The organism is Terrabacter sp. AAH1, from assembly GCF_054456855.1.
Genome location: NZ_JBTJJV010000005.1, coordinates 87,871 through 106,322 on the forward strand (window position 1 = coordinate 87,871; position 18,452 = coordinate 106,322).

The 18,452-nt window shown below is 71.9% G+C and carries 16 protein-coding genes; 8 read left to right on the plus strand and 8 right to left on the minus strand.

From position 1 onward, the window contains the following. Nucleotides 1–3: 3 nt before the first annotated feature. Nucleotides 4–840: a hypothetical protein gene (locus ACXR8F_RS10200; RefSeq protein ID WP_458800165.1), complete on the minus strand. Its 837-nt coding sequence runs from the start codon at nucleotides 838–840 to the stop codon at nucleotides 4–6. 332 nt (nucleotides 841–1,172) lie between these two features. Between ACXR8F_RS10200 and ACXR8F_RS10205 the strand changes: the two genes are divergently transcribed. Next, the gene (locus tag ACXR8F_RS10205) at nucleotides 1,173–2,243 is read left to right on the plus strand and encodes a LacI family DNA-binding transcriptional regulator (protein WP_045186656.1); all 1,071 of its coding nucleotides are present in this window, start codon (nucleotides 1,173–1,175) and stop codon (nucleotides 2,241–2,243) included. On the opposite strand, the gene ACXR8F_RS10210 is transcribed toward ACXR8F_RS10205, so the two are convergent. Continuing rightward, nucleotides 2,147–3,481, minus strand: coding sequence for a lactate racemase domain-containing protein (locus ACXR8F_RS10210; RefSeq protein ID WP_458800167.1), 1,335 nt, complete (start codon nucleotides 3,479–3,481; stop codon nucleotides 2,147–2,149). The two genes, ACXR8F_RS10205 and ACXR8F_RS10210, sit on opposite strands and share 97 nt — an antisense overlap. Nucleotides 3,482–3,581: 100 nt before the next feature. On the opposite strand from ACXR8F_RS10210, the gene uxaC reads away from it, so the two are divergent. The 5 genes from uxaC to ACXR8F_RS10235 all read left to right on the plus strand — a co-directional run bounded on the left by uxaC (nucleotide 3,582) and on the right by ACXR8F_RS10235 (nucleotide 10,372). Further along, a complete protein-coding gene (uxaC, locus tag ACXR8F_RS10215; protein ID WP_458800169.1) occupies nucleotides 3,582–5,009 on the plus strand; it encodes a glucuronate isomerase in 1,428 nt (475 codons plus the stop codon). Further along, complete coding sequence (locus ACXR8F_RS10220; RefSeq protein WP_458800170.1) at nucleotides 5,006–6,436, plus strand: mannitol dehydrogenase family protein; 1,431 nt, start codon at nucleotides 5,006–5,008, stop codon at nucleotides 6,434–6,436. The genes uxaC and ACXR8F_RS10220 overlap by 4 nt, the downstream gene beginning before the upstream one ends. Next, a complete protein-coding gene (locus tag ACXR8F_RS10225) occupies nucleotides 6,433–8,043 on the plus strand; it encodes a gluconokinase (protein ID WP_458800171.1) in 1,611 nt (536 codons plus the stop codon). The genes ACXR8F_RS10220 and ACXR8F_RS10225 overlap by 4 nt, the downstream gene beginning before the upstream one ends. 78 nt (nucleotides 8,044–8,121) lie before the next feature. Further along, entirely contained in the window at nucleotides 8,122–9,591 is a 1,470-nt protein-coding gene (locus tag ACXR8F_RS10230) for a glycoside-pentoside-hexuronide (GPH):cation symporter (protein ID WP_458800173.1), read from the plus strand. 91 nt (nucleotides 9,592–9,682) lie between these two features. After that, entirely contained in the window at nucleotides 9,683–10,372 is a 690-nt protein-coding gene (locus ACXR8F_RS10235; protein WP_458800175.1) for a FadR/GntR family transcriptional regulator, read from the plus strand. On the opposite strand, the gene ACXR8F_RS10240 is transcribed toward ACXR8F_RS10235, so the two are convergent. Beyond that, a complete protein-coding gene (locus ACXR8F_RS10240) occupies nucleotides 10,359–11,093 on the minus strand; it encodes a GAF and ANTAR domain-containing protein (protein WP_458800177.1) in 735 nt (244 codons plus the stop codon). The genes ACXR8F_RS10235 and ACXR8F_RS10240 overlap by 14 nt on opposite strands. Nucleotides 11,094–11,296: 203 nt before the next feature. Between ACXR8F_RS10240 and ACXR8F_RS10245 the strand changes: the two genes are divergently transcribed. Then, complete coding sequence (locus ACXR8F_RS10245; protein WP_458800178.1) at nucleotides 11,297–12,550, plus strand: FUSC family protein; 1,254 nt, start codon at nucleotides 11,297–11,299, stop codon at nucleotides 12,548–12,550. Nucleotides 12,551–12,785: 235 nt separating this feature from the next. Here the strand turns inward: ACXR8F_RS10245 and ACXR8F_RS10250 are convergent, their stop codons facing one another. From ACXR8F_RS10250 to ACXR8F_RS10265, 4 genes are read right to left on the minus strand one after another with little or no spacing between them, the layout of a single operon-like run. Then, nucleotides 12,786–13,655, minus strand: a complete 870-nt coding sequence (locus ACXR8F_RS10250) for a glycosyltransferase family 2 protein (RefSeq protein WP_458800180.1) — start codon at nucleotides 13,653–13,655, stop codon at nucleotides 12,786–12,788. After that, on the minus strand, nucleotides 13,652–14,752 hold the full coding sequence (locus ACXR8F_RS10255; RefSeq protein ID WP_458800181.1) for a glycosyltransferase: 1,101 nt from the start codon (nucleotides 14,750–14,752) through the stop codon (nucleotides 13,652–13,654). Before ACXR8F_RS10255 ends, ACXR8F_RS10250 begins: the two co-directional genes overlap by 4 nt. After that, a complete protein-coding gene (locus tag ACXR8F_RS10260) occupies nucleotides 14,749–15,828 on the minus strand; it encodes a glycosyltransferase (RefSeq protein WP_458800182.1) in 1,080 nt (359 codons plus the stop codon). Before ACXR8F_RS10260 ends, ACXR8F_RS10255 begins: the two co-directional genes overlap by 4 nt. Next, nucleotides 15,816–16,913 carry a glycosyltransferase family protein gene (locus ACXR8F_RS10265; protein WP_458800183.1) on the minus strand — a complete coding sequence of 366 codons (1,098 nt, stop codon included), beginning with the start codon at nucleotides 16,911–16,913 and terminating at the stop codon, nucleotides 15,816–15,818. Before ACXR8F_RS10265 ends, ACXR8F_RS10260 begins: the two co-directional genes overlap by 13 nt. Before the next feature lie 161 nt (nucleotides 16,914–17,074). Here ACXR8F_RS10265 and ACXR8F_RS10270 point away from each other — a divergent pair, with 161 nt between their 5' ends. Next, nucleotides 17,075–17,812, plus strand: a complete 738-nt coding sequence (locus ACXR8F_RS10270) for an ANTAR domain-containing protein (RefSeq protein WP_458800185.1) — start codon at nucleotides 17,075–17,077, stop codon at nucleotides 17,810–17,812. Between the two features lie 18 nt (nucleotides 17,813–17,830). On the opposite strand, the gene ACXR8F_RS10275 is transcribed toward ACXR8F_RS10270, so the two are convergent. Continuing rightward, nucleotides 17,831–18,415, minus strand: a complete 585-nt coding sequence (locus ACXR8F_RS10275) for a DUF2231 domain-containing protein (protein ID WP_458800187.1) — start codon at nucleotides 18,413–18,415, stop codon at nucleotides 17,831–17,833. Nucleotides 18,416–18,452: the final 37 nt, after the last annotated feature.

Here is an 18,452-nt window from a genome sequence, read left to right on the forward strand (position 1 = left end):
TGATTACCGGAACTGCGCCCGGAGTCGCCGGCTACGGATCTCGGCGAGCTCGAGCATGCGCAGGCTGAAGAACCTGGGATGGATGTCTGTGAGGTCAAGGTCCTCGATCGGGTGACCGAGCTCGTTCGCCACCCCTACAACGAGAGCTTCTCGGGCCTCATCGGTGTTCACGTCCTTGTCCCAGACAGGAAGGACACGCCAGTCGTGCTTCGCGAACCGCGCGAAGCGCAGCTCGTCCTTGGCCCGCTGCTCGTCACTGTCGTGGAAGTCTCGGCCCTGGTACTCCAACAAGAGTCGTTGCTTCACCCACCGCATGTCGGGCCGACCGAGACGACGGCCACTTGACGCGTACACGGTTGCGTTCAGCTCCGGCTCAGGAAGTCCGGCCCGAACCAGGATCAGCCTCGTCCTCGTCTCGCCCGGTGACTCCGAACCGACCCGGACCCACGACAACGCCTCGAGAAGCGTTCGCTTCCCCCTGGGTGCCTTCCGTGCGTCTAGAGCCTCGACGAGCGGGGTGATCGAGCCCAGCCTGTCCGCGACTGCATCTCCCATGATGACGAGGTCGTCGAGGCCGAGCGGAACCCCGGGACGGATGAGCTCTCCCATGTCGACCCACGTGTCGGCCAGGTTTGTCACCGGTATGCCGTCGACGTCCACGACGTCGCGAGCGAACAAGCCACAATGCCCGACCACGCCGCGGCGCCGAACCGCTCCGTCGCGGGCATCCCGCATGACGTGGATCGCGTCGTCGTCGTCAAGCGAACGCGGGAGCGGCAGGCCATGGAGTCGTGCCGCCGTCAGGTGCGAGAAGCAGTGGCATTCGACCACGAGGGACACGGCCGCACACTGCTGAGCAACCGACTCGAGGGGCGTTGTCGACCAGACACCGCGAACGGGCGCATGCAGGTTCAGACGGTGCACCTGACGTCTGCTCAACCGCCACACTGTTGCGATCTCCGAGGTGAACGGGCGGTGCCTGAGTGGTTCTGGGATCGAGGTGGCCATGATCCCGATCGTGGTCGTCCGGCGGGGCAGGTCTCGTGCCTCATCCACAGCGTCGATCGGATTGCTCTCTCACTGGGGGCGGGGGACGGATTGCGTTCTCGATGAAGAGGTGAGGGGGACGGATTGCTTTCTCGATGAAGGGGCGGGGTGGCTAGGGTGGGCGGATGGAGCGTCGCCCGACGATCTACGACGTCGCCGAGGCCGCCGGCGTCGCTGCCTCCACGGTGTCGCGCGCCTTCGCCCGACCCGGGCGGGTCAACGCCGAGACGGCGGCCCGGATCTTCGAGGCGGCCCAGAAGCTCGGCTACCGGTCGGGGTCGCTCGCGGGGCTCGTGCCCACCCGCACCCGCTCGATCGCGCTCGTCGTCACCGACATCACGAACCCGTTCTACGCCGACATCATCCGGGGCGCCCACGAGGCGGCGGGCGAGCTCGGCTACACGGTGCTCCTCTCGCACACCCAGGAGGACGCGCAGCTCGAGCGGGAGTGGACCGAACGCGAGCTGCGGGCCGTCGAGGGCGTGCTGCTGACCAGCTCACGCATGTCGGACCAGGCGATCCGCATGATGGCGAAGCAGAAGCCGTTGATCGTGCTCAACAGGCGGCTGCCCGAGGTGGCGAGCATCCTCGTCGACAACGCCCGCGGGATGCGCCGCGCCGTGGAGCACCTCGCCGAGCTCGGGCACGAGAGTGTCACCTACGTCGCCGGCCCCGAGTCGAGCTGGACCGACGGCGTGCGCTGGCAGGCGCTGCGCGAGGCGGCCTACGAGCTCGACCTCAAGGTCAAGCGGGTCGGGCCCAGCAACTCGCCGACGATCCAGGCGGGTTTCGCCCGCGCCCGCGAGATCTCGAACCAGCGCGCCACCGCGGTCATCGCCTACAACGACGTCGTGGCGATCGGGGTGCTCAAGGGCCTGCTGCGCCTGGGGCTCGACGTGCCGGGCGACGTCAGCGTCGTCGGCTTCGACAACACGCTCCTCGCCGAGATCACCGAGCCTGAGCTCACGACCGTCGCCGCACCACTGCATGCCATGGGCGCGACCGGGGTGCGCAACCTCGTGGCGATGGTCGGGGGAGCCGTGCCGAGCCGCGAGCCGATCGTCATGCCGATGCGGCTCGTGACCCGCCGCTCGACGGGTCAGCGCAGCCGGAAGAGGACCTCGCCGGCGTTGGGCACGACGAACGCGCCGCCCTCCGCCTCGGCGGCGACGTCGAGGGAGTCGGGGTCGAGGTAGCCGAGGTTGGCGGCACGGCATACGTCCTCGGGGATGCGGGTCGCGAGCGTCACCTGCACGCGCAGGCGCTCCTCGCCCGTGTCGGCGTCGTAGGTGCCTGCCCCCCGCAGGTGCGTCGAGTGGGCGAGCGTGCCCCAGTGGATGTGCTTGAAGCGATCCCACTGCTTCACGAAGTAGTCGCGGCAGTGGTAGCCGATCTCGTTGATCTCGGGGTGGCTCGTCGAGATCTCGCTGATGTGCGGTGCGTAGAGGATGACCTCGCCGCCGTCGGCCACCGCGGGCTCGAGCTTGTAGAAGCCCTTGGCGCCGGTCCAGATGTCGTCGTACATCTCGGGGATGACGGAGATGACGCGACGCACCGGCTCGTCGAGGTAGGTCACGTGGGTCTGGGCGCACACCTCGGCCGCGCTGGCCCACGACGAGATCGTGTCGCCGAACGAGATCGAGTGCAGCGCCTGCTCGCCACCGTGCGAACCCTTCTCGCCGACGACGCAGAAGGCGAGCTTCTCGGCCGGCACGAGCGACGCGCCCTCGTTGATGAGCGCCCGCACCGGCGTCACGGCGGTGGTCCCGATGATCTCCGCCGACGTGATGAGCGCCCCGATCCAGTGCGAGACGTCGATGATGTCCTGCCCGGCGACCCCCGGGAAGAAGTACTTGTTGCCGCCCGAGATGCCGACGACCTCGTGCGGCAGCACCGGCCCGACGACGAGGGCGATGTCGTGCTCGACGACGGCCCGGTTGAGCAGCACCCGCACGTCCATCGACAGGCGCCCCTCGGACAGCTCGGCGAGGCGGGCCGCGGGGATCGTGCCCAGGTCGGCGAAGGTGGTCTCGTCCCACCACTCGTGGTTGATGACCGTCATGCCGGGATAGGTCTCCTCGATGCGCCCCGGCTCGTAGCCCAGGTGCGCGGCCAGCGCCTCCTCGGTCATCGGCTGGTGGGTGCCGAGCGCGATGAGGGTCGTCATCCTCGTGGCCCGCCCCTGGAGCGCCTCGTGGACCGCGCCGACGAGCAGCGGCAGCGGGCACGTGCGGGTGCCGTCGGGCACGACGATGCACACGCTCTTGCCGTCGACGTCGGCCGCGGCCAGCTGCTCGCGGATGAAGCCGCGCACCTCGTCGGCCGTGAGGCGACTCTCCGCACCGCCGAGACGCGCCGCCCGCCGTGCAGCCACCTCTGGCGCCTCGTCGGCGGCAGGACCAGCGGGGGCAGGCTTCGGTGCGGTCGTCGTCATGGGCCCCACTCTCACCCGGTCGCCGAGGAGTGGCAAGCGCCCTGGGCAACAGGTGGCAACCCGTAGCCCGGCCACGCACCCGAGGCACACGATGGTTGGCATGACCACCCTTGCCGCGGCCCGACCGCTCGCCCTCGACCCCGATCGGCTGCTGCCCGTCGATTCCGGCACGCGCGAGATCGCCCGTCGGCTCTACGCCGCCGTCGCCTCGCTGCCGATCATCTCGCCGCACGGCCACGTGCCACCGGCGTGGCTGGCCGACGACGTGGCGTTCCCCGACCCGACGTCGCTGCTCATCGCGCCCGACCACTACGTCTTCCGCCTGCTGCACGCCCAGGGCGTACGGCTGGACGACCTCGGCGTCGCCGGCCGGCCCCTGGACGCCGCCGCGTCCCGCAACGCCTTCCGCCTCCTCGCCGAGCACTGGAAGGCGTTCCGGGGCACGCCGAGCCGCTTCTGGATGGACAGCGTGCTCGCCGACGTCTTCGGCGTGACGGAGCGGCTCGCACCCGAGACGGCCGACGCGATCTACGACCGCATCGCCGAGACGATCGCGCGGCCCGACTTCCGGCCCCGGTCCCTGATGGACCGGTTCGGCATCGAGGTCCTCGCCACGACGGACGACCCCGCCGACGACCTGCACCACCACCGCGTGCTGCGCGACGACGAGAGCTTCGCGCCGCGGGTCGTCCCGACGTTCCGTCCCGACCGCTACCTCGAGCCGATTGGCGCCGGCTTCGCCGACCTCATGACCGACCTGGCGCGCACCAGCGGCGTCGACACCGGCTCGTATGCCGGCTACATCGCCGCGCTCGAGGAGCGCCGCCGCTTCTTCAAGGCCAACGGCGCCGTGTCGTCGGACCACTCGCACGCCGACGTCGAGACGCTCGTGCTCGATGTCGCCGACGCGGCCCGCATCTACGACGCCGCCCTGCGGGGGGTCGTGAGCCCGGGCGACGCGACGGCGTTCCGTCGCCACATGCTCGTGGAGATGGCGCGGATGGCGACCGAGGACGGCCTCGTCATGACGCTGCACCCCGGCGTCCACCGCAACCACCACACACCGACGTTCGAGGCCTTCGGCGCCGACACCGGCCACGACATCCCGACGACCGTCGAGTTCACGAAGGGCCTGCAGCCGCTGCTCGACCGGTTCGGCACAGCGGACGGGTTCCAGCTGGTGCTCTTCACCCTCGACGAGACGGTGTTCTCGCGGGAGATCGCGCCGCTCGCCGGCTTCTACCCGAGCGTCTACGCGGGCGCCCCGTGGTGGTTCCTCGACGCCCCCGAGGCGGTGCGCCGGTTCCGCGGCGCGGTCACCGAGACGGCCGGCTTCTACCGCACCTCCGGGTTCATCGACGACACCCGCGCGTTCCTCTCCATCCCGGCGCGCCACGACATGTCGCGCCGCCTCGACAGCGGCTACCTCGCCCAGCTCGTCGCCGAGCACCGCCTCGACGAGGACGAGGCGCTCGAGACGGCCGTCGACCTCGTGACGTCGATCCCCAGGAAGGCGTTCAAGCTGTGAGCACCCGCACGAGCCCCACCCCGTCCAAGCCGCCGTATGCCGTCAGCGACGTGCCGGGGGAACGGCTGAGTCGCCGGCGCGCCGGCCGTCCCGCCGCCCCCGTGCGCATCGTCCACCTCGGTGTCGGCAACTTCTTCCGCGCGCACGCCGCGTGGTACACCGAGCACGCCCCCGACGCGGACGACTGGGGGATCGCCGCCTTCACGGGGCGGTCGGCCGCCGTCGCCGACGCGCTGTCCGCCCAGGACGGCCTCTACACGCTGCTCGTCCGGGGTGAGCAGGGCGCGCGCCCTGAGGTGGTGTCGAGCCTCAGCGCGGTCCACCCAGGCGACGACCTCCCGTCGCTTCGCCGCTACCTGGCGGACCCTGCTGTGGTCGTCGTGACGACGACGGTGACCGAGGCCGGTTACAAGCGCGCGGGTGACGGTGGCCTCGACGTCACTGATGCTGACGTGGCGGCGGACATCGCTGCGCTGCAGGCCGATCCGGTCGACGGAGCCGTCACCACGACGCCCGGTCGTCTCGTCGCGGGCCTCTTGGCGCGACGCGCTGCGGGAGCAGGCGCTCTCGCCGTCGTCCCCAACGACAACGTGCCCGACAACGGCGAGATGGTGGCCCGGGTCGTCGGCGAGCTGGCCGTCCGTGTCGACCCCGACCTCGCTGCCTGGATCGACGACAACGTCTCGTTCGTGACGACGATGGTCGACCGCATCACCCCCCGCACCACCGACGACGACCGTGCCGCGGTGCGCGAGCTCACCGGCTTCGACGACGCGGCCGTCGTGCCCACCGAGCCGTTCTCGGAGTGGGTGCTGGCCGGGGACTTCCCGGGCGGTCGACCGGCCTGGGACGCCGCGGGCGCGCGGGTCGTCGACGACGTGCGCCCCTTCGAGCGCCGCAAGCTGTGGCTGCTCAACGGCTCTCACTCGCTCATGGCGTATGCCGCGTCGGCCCTCGGGCACGAGAGGGTGGCCGACGCGATCGCGGACCCCGTCGTCAGGTCCTGGGTCGAGGAGTGGTGGGACGCAGCAGGACCCCACCTCGACCTGCCCGCCGACGACGTGACGAGCTACCGTGCGGCGCTGCTCGACCGCTACCGCAACCGGGGCATCCGACACCTGCTCGCCCAGATCGCCGCCGACGGCTCGCAGAAGGTGCCGATCCGTGCGGTTCCCGTCATCCGCGCCGAGCTCGAACGCGGTGTCGCAGCGCCCGGAGCCACGCGTCTCGTCGCCGCCTGGGTGGCCCACCTGCGCGGGCTCGGTGCCCCCGTCACCGACGCCCGCGCCCGCGAGGTGACCGGGCTGGCCTCCGGCACCGTCGAGGAAGCCGTGCGCCGGACGCTCGCGTGGCTCGACCTCGACGACGAGCGGCTCGTCGCCGTCGTGTCGCGGCAGGTGCACGACCTCGAGGCCAGGTCGCGATGACCGGTGCGCCCCGCGTCGTGATCGGTCTCGACGTCGGCACGACCGCCGCCAAGGCCGTCGCGTTCGGCATCGGGGAGTGGCGGCCGGTGGAACGTGTCTCGGCGGTCCACGAGTACCCGCTCGTCCGACCCCGGTCGGGCTGGCGGGTGCAGGACCCCGGGGCGGTCCTGCGCGCCGTCGACCGCGCGCTCTCGGACGTCGTCGCTGCGCTGGACGGCACCACCGTGGTGGAGGCCGTCTCGATCAGCACCGCCATGCACGGGGTCATCGCCCTCGACCGCGACCAGCAGCCGCTCACCCCGATCGTGACGTGGGCCGACGCGCGGGCCCGGGACGAGGCACGAGAGCTTCGCGCGACGCCGACGGCGGCCGAGCTGCAGCGATCGTCGGGCACGCCGGTGCACTCGATGTCGCCGCTGACGAAGCTGCGCTGGTTCTCCCGTCACGAGCCGGAGCTGACGGCCCGAGCCGCCACGTGGGCCGGCCTCAAGGACCTCGTCGTCCACGCCCTCACCGGACGGGTCGTCACCGAGCTGTCCTCGGCCAGCGGCACCGGTCTGCTCTCCATCGCGGACCGCACCTGGGACCCTCGCGCCCTCGAGCTCGCCGGGGTGCGCCGCGACCAGCTGCCCGAGGTCCTGCCGACCACGGGCTCCCTCCCGCTCTCGGCGTCGGCTGCCGCTCGCACCGGCCTGCCGCCCGGCACGCCGGTGGTGCTGGGCGCCGGTGACGGGCCGCTCGGCAACCTCGGCACGGGCGCGCTGCGTCGCGGTGTCGCCGGACTCTCGCTGGGGACGAGCGGCGCTCTGCGGCTCGTCGTGGACGAGCCGTTCGCGGACCCGACAGGGCGGCTCTTCTGCTACGCCCTGACCGACGACAGATGGGTCGTCGGCACCCCCATCAGCAACGGGGGAGCGGTCGTGCGCTGGGCGGGCTCGGTGCTCGCCGCGGACCTGCCCGAAGGCCCCGACCGCGATGCCGACGTGCTCGCGCTTGCCGCGGGCGTGCCGCCCGGCAGCGAGGGGCTCGTCATGCTGCCGTTCCTCCTCGCCGAGCGCGGGCCGCTCTGGGACGCCGACGTCCGAGGAGCCTTCCTCGGGCTGCGCCAGCACCACACGAGGGGCCACTTCGTGCGGGCGGCCGTCGAGGGCGTGGCGTTCCAGCTGGCCACGGTTCTCGACGGGCTTGACACCGTCGGCCCGGTGACGTCGATCCGTGCGACCGGTGGTGTCTTCCGCGCACCGCTGTGGCGCGAGGTGCTCGGGGGAGTCCTCGGCCGCCCGCTCCTCGTGACGGCCGGCGCGGAGGGGTCTGCGCTCGGCGCTGCAGCCCTGGGCCTGCACGCGATCGGAGGGGCGCCAACGCTCGAGTCCGCCCTGGAGGCGCTGGCGCCCGGCCTGCTCGATGCCGACCCGCTGGGGGCGGACACGATCGTCCCCGACGCCGCCGACGTCGCCGCGTACCGCGCGGCACGGGACTCCGCCGCGGGGCGACTGCGCGAGCTCGCAGCGGCCGCCGACCTGCTCGCCGTTCCCACGCCCGGACCGGGCGCCACCGACGCCGCTCAGAGCCGGTCGGCCACCACCCCGGCAACAAGCGGCAACTGATTGCCGGGTGCGGTCCGCCGGACCTGTACTTGAAACATCACCCGGCAGAAATGCCCAGCCCACAAAGGAGTTCGGCTGATGGCCTCCATCACCACAGAGCAGATCGCTCAGAAGTTCATCGACGAGCGGCTGCCCAAGCGCTCGGTCGTCGGCTACGGGTTCGGCGACTTCGCCAACAACCTGGCCTTCACGCTGAGCACGGCGTTCCTGCTGTACTACTACACCGACGTCGCGGGCCTCTCGGCCGCCGCCGTCGCGACGATGTTCTTCGTCGTGCGGCTCTGGGACGCCTTCGCTGACATGTTCGCCGGCCGGCTCGTTGACCGGACGATGACGCGGATGGGCAAGTTCCGTCCCTTCATCCTCTTCGGCGCCGTGCCGCTCCTCTTCCTCAGCTTCCTCACGTTCCACGTGCCGAGCTCGCTCGAGGACGGCGCCAAGCTCCTGTACGCGTACGTCACGTACGCCGTTCTGGGGCTGCTGTACTCGCTCGTCAACATCCCCTACGGCTCCCTCGCCTCGGCGATGACGCAGTCGGTCAAGGAGCGCGCCAAGCTGGTCTCGTCCCGCTTCTTCGGCGGCGCCGTCGGCGGCATCGTCCTCACCTACATCATCGCGCCGAAGATCTCCGACCTGAAGTCGGAGAAGAAGACGCTGAGCGCCGCCCAGTACCAGGAGAAGGTCCAGGCGATCTTCACCCAGACGACCCTGCTCTTCATCGTCATCGGCTCGCTGGCCTACCTCGTCACCTGGTACCTCTGCCGCGAGCAGGTCGTGCGCACCGCCCCTCGGGTGTCCCTGCGTGAGACCTGGGACACGCTCCGCAGCAACAAGCCGCTGGGCTACCTGTGCGCCGCGAGCTTCTTCTACCTGATCGGGCTGTTCGCCGTCGGTGGCGCCTCGGCCTACTACGCGCAGTACGTCATGGGCGACATCAAGTGGCTCGGCCCGATCACCCTCGTCAACAGCGGCATCTCCATCGTCGCGGCTCCGTTCATCCCGAAGCTCGTCGACCGCTTCGGCAAGAAGTCCCTCTTCCAGTGGTGTGGCCTGTTCACCGTCGTGGGCGGCATCGGCCTCTTCTTCACCCCGACCGGCGCGGCCGCTCCTGCTCTGATCTTCCTCGGCATCAAGGGAATCGGCGCCGCACTGATCAACACGATCATGTTCGGGCTGGAGGCCGACACGGTCGAGTACGGCGAGTGGAAGTCGGGCACGCGCTCCGAGGGTGCGACGTACGCGGTCTTCTCCTTCACGCGCAAGATCACCCAGTCGATCGGCGGCGCGGTCGGTGCCGCAGCCCTCGCCTTCGGCGGCTACCTGTCCGCCACCGCGGCGGTGCCGAACCCGGTGCAGCCCGAGTCGGCGGTCACGGCCATCCGATTCACCATCGGCCTGCTGCCCGCCCTGGTCGCTCTCATCGCGATGGTGATCTTCTGGAAGTACCCGCTGAGCGACCAGCGCTTCCGCGAGATCCGTAACGAGACCGAGCTGCGCAAGGCCCGGCAGGGCCACCTCGTGCAGCCCGACGGCACCGTCGTCGACTGACCCCCACAGGGCCGGTGCCGCGCAGCCCGCGCGGCACCGGCCCTTTCCTTGTCCTCTTTCCCAGTCCGCCCGCAGAGCCCCAGGAGGCCTCATGAGCACCACCGGCGCCATCGGAGCCCCCGTGTCTCGGGCCTTGCACGCACGGCTCCTCGACACGCTCGCACGCGAGATCGTCGCGGGTGACCTGCCGGCCGGGACGGTGCTGCGCATCGACCAGCTCGACGAGCGCCACGGCGTGTCCCGGTCGGTCGTGCGCGAGGCGGTGCGGGTGCTCGACTCGATGGGCCTGGTCGAGGCGCGCAAGCGCCTGGGCGTACGCGTGCTGCCGAGCTCGTCGTGGAACGTGTTCGACCCGCGGGTGATCCGGTGGCGTCTGGACGGCCCGGGGCGTGAGGAGCAGCTGCTGTCGCTGGGTGACCTGCGGCGCGGGATCGAGCCGGTGGCCGCCGAGCTGGCGGCGGCGCACGCGAGCCCGGAGCAGTGCGGGGCGATGGTCGGGGCGGTGGTGCAGATGGCGGTGCACGCGAAGTCCGGGGACCTCGAGGCGTACCTGCGGGCCGACCAGCTGTTCCACGCGACGCTGCTCGCGGCATCGGGCAACGAGATGCTCGCCGCGCTCGGTGACGTCGTCGGCGAGCTGCCCTCCTCGCCGCCCGGCGCCTCGGTGGTGCGCGCCCACGGCGACGTCGCTGAGGCCGTCCAGTCGGGCGACGGGGCCGCGGCCGCCGCAGCCATGCTGCGGGTCGAGTGCGGGCGATGCGGGGGACTCAGCGCCCTCTGAGCACGTCTTCCAGCGGTCCGGAGAGGGTTCCGGTCTCGACGAGCTCGGCCGCGAGGGCGCTGAGCTTGCGGTTGCTCTGCTGGCTGGCCTGCCGCAGGCGATCGAAGGCCTGACCGGAGGGGATGCGCAGGCGTTCCGTCAGGATGCCGATGGCCGCGCCGATCGTGCGGCTGTTGCGCAGGGCCACCTCGAGGTTGTCGGCGCGGTCGCCACTGATCTCGGCAGCGATGGCGAGGGCCGCGTGCTCGGTCAGCAGGTGGGCCCGCTCGACGGCCTCGGCGTCGAACGCACCCGGCTCGGCGGCATACATGGTGAGCACCCCGACCGTCGTGTCGTGCACGCGGATGGCCACCGAGAGGACCGAGCGCACGGCAGTCTCCTGCAGGATGCCGTCGCGGTAGTCCGGGAACCGGTCGTCGCAGGCCAGGTCGGGTGAGTGGACGGTGCCCCCCTCGTCGAAGGCGGCGATGCCGGGACTCGTGCCCGCGCGGCTGGCGATGCGCGCGACGGTGGCGCCGAAGGCCTCGTCGGAGCTCGCCGAGTGCTTGGCGGCGTGGTCGGTCAGGTGCGGGCTCACGGCGACGGCTGCCCACCGGCAGGGGATGAGCTCGACGGCACTGCCCACGATCGTCTCCAGCGTCGAATCGAACCCATCCGTCTCGACCAGGCTGCGCGCGAGAGAGGCGAAATCGTAGGCCGACGACTGTCTCAGGTCGGTCATGACTGCATCATCGCACCCGGGGCGCCGCAAGTGTGACCATCCGCTGCGGGAGTGCTGGTCCGCCTCGGGCCCAGAGCCGGTGCTCGCGCGGCCGCGACGTGGCCGTGGGACGTGTGACGCCCGTCGGCGTCCGAGCTCGTGGTGACGTGGGTACGTGGCCCCGGAGTGGGGCACCCCCTCACCCCACTCGCCAAGGAGTGATGGTGAGCACGTGGCGAGACGACACGACGACCCGCCTCCGCGCGCTCGGGCGTGCGCTGAGGCAGCCCGGGCCCGAGCGCGACGCGCTGCTGCTGCTGGTCAAGTCGGCCGTGGCAGCGGTCGTGGCCTGGCAGTTCGCGCTGCACGTGCTGCACAGCTCCGCGCCCTTCTACGCCCCGATGGCGGCCCTGCTCGTCGTCGACCGCACGATGGTCCGCTCGCTCGCGGCCAGTGTGCAACGCATCGCGGCGGTGGTCCTCGGTCTCGCCGTGGCGTGGGTGGTGGCCATCCTCGTCGGCATCACCTGGTGGTCGATGCTCGGGGTCCTTCTCTTCGCGCTGGTCATCGGTCGCTGGGGGAGGCTCGGCGACCACGGCATCCAGGTGCCCACCATGGTGCTGCTCTCCTTCATCACGGTGAAGGGCACCGATGAGCAGTTCACCTACCTCACCATCGTCGAGACGGTGATTGGCGGGCTGATCGGCGTTGCGGTCAACGCCGTCGTGTTCGCGCCCCTGCACCTGACCAAGCCCCGTCAGCGAGTGGCAGCGCTCGGCCGTCAGGTCCACGACCTGCTCGAGGAGATGGCCGCCGGCGTGCGCGGCGAGTGGAGCCACGACAGCGCGCAGGCGTGGTACCGCCGCGGCAGCGCGATCGCCGACCGTGCGCCGCTGGTGATCGAGGACATCCACACCGGCCGCGAGAGCACTCGTCTCAACCCGCGTGACAACCTGCGCCCCGTCGACGTCGACTGGGAGGGGTACGAGCACACCGTCAACGCCCTCCGGCGGATGCTCTGGCAGGTCACCGGCATCGCCCGCACCCTGGTCGATGCTGGCGACGCCGACCGCCAGCAACCAGCTCCGTCACCGACCTTCCTGCACCGGTACGCCGACGCCCTCGACGCGCTGGCGACGGCCGTCGAGCAGCTGGGCCGGCACGACGACGTGGCCGACGCAGCGTTTGCGGACGCGACGGAGCGCGCGCTCGGCGTGCTCGAGGTCCTGCGCGAGGAGGTGCGCACGACGCCCCTGCCCGATCCGGACGCGTGGCCCGTCTACGGCTCGCTCATCAGCGACTCGCTGCGGGCGGTCCGAGAGCTCCAGCTCTCGCACGACGTCGCCTCGTTGCCGACCGACACCGGGCCGCTCCGGGTCGAGCGGTCATGGGGCCGTGGCAGCTCCTCGACCGCACCGCCAGCTGCCGACGGCGGTGACCCGGCCGACGACCCTGCGGGTGACGACGACCGGACGTGAGGCCCGGGACGTGAGGCCCCGGACGTAAGACCGGACACGGCGGCCGGACGCAGACCGGGCTCCTGTTCGACGTCCACGGCGGGGTGCGTTCGTCAGACTCGAACCGCTCTGGGTAGGGCGTCAGGAGCGCCACCGCCTGGCTCCAACCACGTGGCACAGGCGGTGGCGCGCACATCATCGCCCCACGCCGCCCGCCCCGGCAAGACCACCGTCAGTGCCCTGGTCGCGGGCCGCGTCAGGCGGTGTCGCCCGTGGTCGTGCGCCACCGACCGCCGGGGTCGCGACGCGCGAGGCCGAGCGTTGCGAATGCCTCGAGCCAGCCCTCCATGGGCCACCAGCCCCAGCGCCGTGCGAAACGGTTCGCGTTGGCCACGATGTCGTCGAGGTGCTGCGTGGGCGGGTCATTCGTCGGATGGTGCTGGTGGTAGGCGCGGGCCCCACCGACCCAGACCATGGCCCCGCCGAGGTGCGCCAGTCGCTGGCCGAAATCGGTGTCCTCGCCGCCGTAGCCGACGTACGCCTCGTCGAAGCCACCGGCCGCGGCCCAGGTCCGCGCCGTGGTCGCGAAGGACAGGGACCAGAACAGACGCAGGTCATCGGCCACGCGCACCTCGTCCGGGGCAAGCACAGGCCGGGCGCCGTGTGGGGCGGCCAGCGCGTCCAGGTCGAGCTCGAGGTAGTCGCGGCCGGCAGGGGCAGGCGGCAGGTACGCCACCTCGCCGGCCCAGATGAGAGGTCGACGGGCGTCGTCCGCCTCCATCACGGCGCAGTACCGCTCGACCAGTCGCGGAGACGGGATGCAGTCGACGTCGAGCACGACGAGCCGGGTGGCTCCCAGCTGCACCGCGCTGGCCGCACCGAGGTTGCGTGCAGCCGCCAGGGGCAGACGCCCGCGGACCCGCCCGATCGAGGGGACCACGACGGTGGGCACGTGCTCTGCGAGCGGGCTGCGGCGCACCACCGGTTCGACGTCGTCGTCGTCCATGGCGACGACGACGAGGACGTCGGGCGGCCGTGTCTGCACCGCCAGCCCCGACAGCAGCCTGGCGAGGTGGTCGTGCCGGCGATGCACGATGGTCACCACCGCCGCCCGGTGCGCCGTCACGACGCGGCTCGTGCCGGGGCAGGCGGCGCTTCCACGGTCTCAGGCACGGCTCGCCCCGGGGTCCGTGCCCCGTCCGAGGGGGCCGTGCCGGCCATCGCATCGAGCCGGGTCGCCGCGTCGGCAGCCCCGTGTCCCGACGACCACCTGGCCCAGCCGTCGCCCCCGATCGCGAGGGCGTGGTCCAGCAGCCCGGGCCAGTCCGCGGCATCGCGTGGCCAGCGCCGCAGCCCCACACCCGCCCGGAGTCGTGCCACGGCGGCAGCGGTGGCCCCCTGCTCGTCGAACGGCCGGCGCTGCGGGACGACGACCGCCGGGCGGCGTGCGGCCGCCACGTCGGCGACCGCGCCCTGCCCCGCGTGGGTGACGACGACGTCGGCGGCCCGGAGGTCGGACCAGAGGTCGGGGGAGGGCGACTGCGGACTGCGCTCGACCCACTGCCAGCCGGGGGTGGCTGCCCGGGCCGCCGCCACGTCGGCTTCGGTCACGTCGGTGCCGCCGGCGCCCCACACGAGCAGTACCCGGCGGGGCGTGTCGCGGCCGGCCACCGAGGCGCCGGAGCCGACGCTCGGGACGGTGCGCGCGTCGAAGCGGGAGACGCCGCCGACGGCCCACAGCTTGCGGCGCCACGCGTCGGGCCAGCCGGCGGTGTGCGCGCCTTCGGGCCACGGCGCGAGCAGTGCGTCGGCGAGGTCGTACGCGAGCCGGTGCGGGCGGTCCCACCGGGCGCCAGGCATGGCCACGACCACCACGGGCACGCCGGCGAGCCGGGCAAGCACGGACACCTCGACCGACACGTCCACGACCATGAGAGCCGGCCGGGCGTCCGCGATCCACGACGTGAGCCGCGCCGTCCGGTCGGCGAGGCCCGGGTCATGGCGCGGCACCCAGTGCAACGTGCCGCGGGCCGTCACGTCGAGGGCATGGACCTCGGCGGGACCCGCGCTGTCGTCGCGCTCGAGCCGGACCCACGGCCCACTCCAGGAGGCCGGCCGAGGCATCGAGCCGAGACCCGTCACCGGGGAGCGCAGCTCGCGGGCGACGGACAGGAAGCGCATGAGGTGCCCGTTGCCGTGGTGGTGCACGTAGTAGCCGATCATGCCGCTCCCACCTGCGACACGAGCGCGTGGTAGACGCTCACGTAGTCGTCGACCATGCGGCTCACCGAGCAGGTGGTCTCCGCATGCATACGGCAGGCGGCACGGTCGAGGCGCACGGCACGCTCGACCGCGTGCGCGGCGGTCTCGTCCGACACGTCCGGTGGCAGGAGCATGCCCACACTCGGGTGCACGAACTCGCGCAGGCCGCCGCGGTCCAGGGCGACCACCGGGGTGCCACAGGAGAGGGACTCGGCCGCGACGAGACCGTAGGGCTCGTCCCACTCCGGGGTGACGAGCGTCGCCGCGCTCGAGCCGAACAGGGTGACGAGCTCGTCGGTGCCGAGGTGGCCGACGTACTCGACACCGCCGCCCAGGAGCGGGGCCACCTGCAGCTCGAAGTAGTCGCGGTCTCCGACCGGACCCGCGAGCAGCAGGCGACGGCCGGAGGCCCGCGCCATCGCGATGGCGCGGTGCGGGGCCTTCTCGGGGACGATGCGTCCGGCCCAGGCCAGGTGGCTGCCGCCGACGCCGGCCGTCCACCTGCGGACGTCGATGCCGTTGTGGACGACTCGCGCCGGTGTGACGTGCGACCAGGACCTGGCCGTGTGCGAGCTCACCGCCGTGAAGTGGTTCCGGGGGTGCCCGGACCTCGACATGGCGATGTCGACTGCCGGCTCCAGCCACGGTGTCGGTGGCGTGTGGAGCGTCGTGAGGGTCGGCATGGGCAGCGAGTCAGCCATGGCCACGGGCAGGTGGTGGAGGCTGTTGTTGTGCACGATGTCGACGTCGTGTCGCTGCCTCAACGAGAGCATCACCTGCAGGTAGGCGTGGTGGGTGCGCAGCCACGACTCGGGCACCATCGCGACGTCGGCACGGGCCGCGTCGCTGAGGCTGAGAGGCGGGACGTCCAGGTGCGTGACGTCCAGGACGGGGTCACTACCGGGGGCGGCGAAGACCGTGACGTCGACGTCGCGCTCGCGCAGACCCCGGGCCAGGTGCCACGTCAGCGACTCCAGGCCGCCCGCGAAGGGCTCCGCGATCGGATAGGTCGAGGAGGCGATGATCACGACGTGCATGCAGCACCCCTGTCCCTCACCACCGCAAGGACGTCCGAGTAGACCTGCTCGTGCACCCTGGCGATCTCCGCCCGCTCGCGACGGCGGTCGCCAGGGTCCGCACGCCACTGGGGGCGTTCCACGAAGGCCCGGCGCAGGACGTCACCCAGCGCAGGCGCGCCTGACTCGACGCGCCCGCTGCCCTGGGCGGCATACGTCAGGCACGGCCGCTGGTCGGCGTAGTAGCCGAAGTCGGGGGCGGCCACGACGGTGCCGAGGTCGTAGCAGGCCTCGAGCCACCCGGAATGCGTGCCGAACCGGTAGGGGAGCACGGAGACGTCGAGCGACTGGAGGTAGTCCCACAGCTCGTCGTCGGTGAAGAAGTCGTGCACGTGCAGGTCCACGAGGCCCGCCGCCTCGAGCCGGTGCAGGTGCGCGGCGAGGTCGGGAGCGTGACGGTCGTAGCCCGGAGTCATGACATCCGTGTGCGCGTCGACCCGCAGTCTCGCCCCCGGCAGCTCACCCAGGACCGCGACGATCTCGTCGATGACGGGCAACGGGTCCATTCCGGCTCGAAGGCTCTTGACGTGCACGCCGATGACGAAGCCCTCATGTGGTTTGCGCGCCACGGCGGCACGCTCCGGCTCCACGACGTGGGGGTGTGGCACGACGAGGGCTTTCCGGCCCCAGCGCGCGCGGATCTCCGCGGCAGCGCCGGGCGTGAGGGTCAGCACCCGGTTCGCCGACTCGACCAGCACGCCCTGCTGGGCGGCGTGGAGCTCGGGCTCGACGTGGTGCGGGTTGCGCAGGTCGTGGACCGTGACGACGAGCGGCTTGTCGTGCCGACGCAGCTCGACAACCAGCTCGGCCAGCTCGGAGGGTGAGACGGCATCGAACCCGAAGTGCACGTGCATGAGGTCGAACTCGTCGGCATGGCTCCCGACCCATCCCGGCTCCAGCATCCGCGGCGGCCACCACTGCGCATCGGGAACATCCGCCCGTGGCTTCGGGTCGGGAAGGCGGATGACAGAGCCGATGTCGTCGGGCGAGCTGAGGTGACGCACGTAGACGTGGCTCGAGGGGACGGAGGCAATGACAGGGCTCAAACCGGGTGCCTTTCGAAGCAGGCACACAGCGCACCGCGTGAGGGGGCGCCGGCGCATTCGGGGGCCGCGTGGCTGGAGCCTCCACAGGGGGTGGTACCCGTTGCGATGCCCGCTCAGACGCCAGCGGGCATGATCGCTGCTCCACTGGGTAGGTCACTGGCATGGAGCCGACTCGAGAGACCGGTGAAGCACTCACGGAGCTCGAGAGCTACGGCGACGTGGACCTTCGGGAGGACCTGCGCCAGCTCGTCGACGAAGCCAAGCGGAGCGTTCCGGAGCTGGTCGGCGTCAGCCTGGGCCTGCTGGTGGAGGGTCTGGTGCTCACCTACGTCGCCAGTGACCTCGACGTGGCGGTGCTCGACGGCATGCAGTACCTCGAGGCGGGGCCGTGCACCGTGGCCACCGAGACCGGAACCGTTGTGCAGACGAGCGCGGATGGCTTGTTCGACGAGGAGAGCTGGCGGTCGTTCGCGCAGGCGACGGCGGCCTACGGGGTGCGCAGCACCCTCTCCCTCCCCTTCATGCGCAACGGCGTCGTGACCGGCGGCGCCAACTTCTACGGCTCCGGTGCCCGCACGTTCGACGGGCACGTGCAGCAGCTCGCCTCGCTCTTCGGCGCCTGGCCACAGGGGGCGGTCCACAACGCCGACCTGGAGTTCCAGACGAGGGTCCAGGCGACCCAGAGCGTGGGCAACCTCAGGGACGCGCGGGTGATCGATGTCGCCATCGGGGTGCTGATCGCCCAGGGCGCCGTGGACCCCGACGAGGCCGAGACGCGACTCGGCGAGGCCGCCGCACGGGCCGGCGTCCCGCTCGCGGTGCTCGCCCGCGCCGTGGTGGCGACGTACGAGGGCCAGCAGGACGACGGCGGGCAGGACGTCGTCGGCCCCGGAGGGTGAGCCGCGAGTCCGGCCGGGTCAGAGCACGCCGACGTCGTCGGGGCTGGGCGCCACCGCCGTGGTCGTGCCCACCTTCTCGCCGATGGCGAGATGCCCACCGAGGTACGCCGACAGCCCAGCCACCGTGAGACCGGCCAGTCCCAGCGCGACTCCTCGGCTGCGGTGGCGCGGCCGGGCTGCCCACGACGCGGCATACAGCCCGAGCGACAGGACGTTGAGGCCCCCGTGCACGAGGGCCACACGCCGGGGTCTCGGGCCGATTCCGGCGTACTCGGCCACGCCGGTGAGCGCCGCGGCAGGCGCCGAGGCCAGTCCGGCAGCGACCAGGCGCCGGGAGGCGCTGGCCGCCCCCGGCCCGCCGACGAGATCGAGCAACGCCGCGGAGGTCCAGAAGCCGATGGGCAGGTCGGTGAGGAAGGGGTGCGCGGCGTGCCCGATGGCCTCACCCGTCACGAGGCGCCGCCACGCGCCCGTGCCACGGAGGTGAGCGGCGATGGGGGCGAGAGCGTCGGCCGGTGCGTCGAGCGACGCGCGGCCTTCCACCAGTCGCTCGACGAGACCGACCGCGGGGCTCGACGAGGTCGTTGCAGGGGATGGGTTCATGCCGAGTCCCTACCCCCTCGGCTGGTCCTCGAACGGT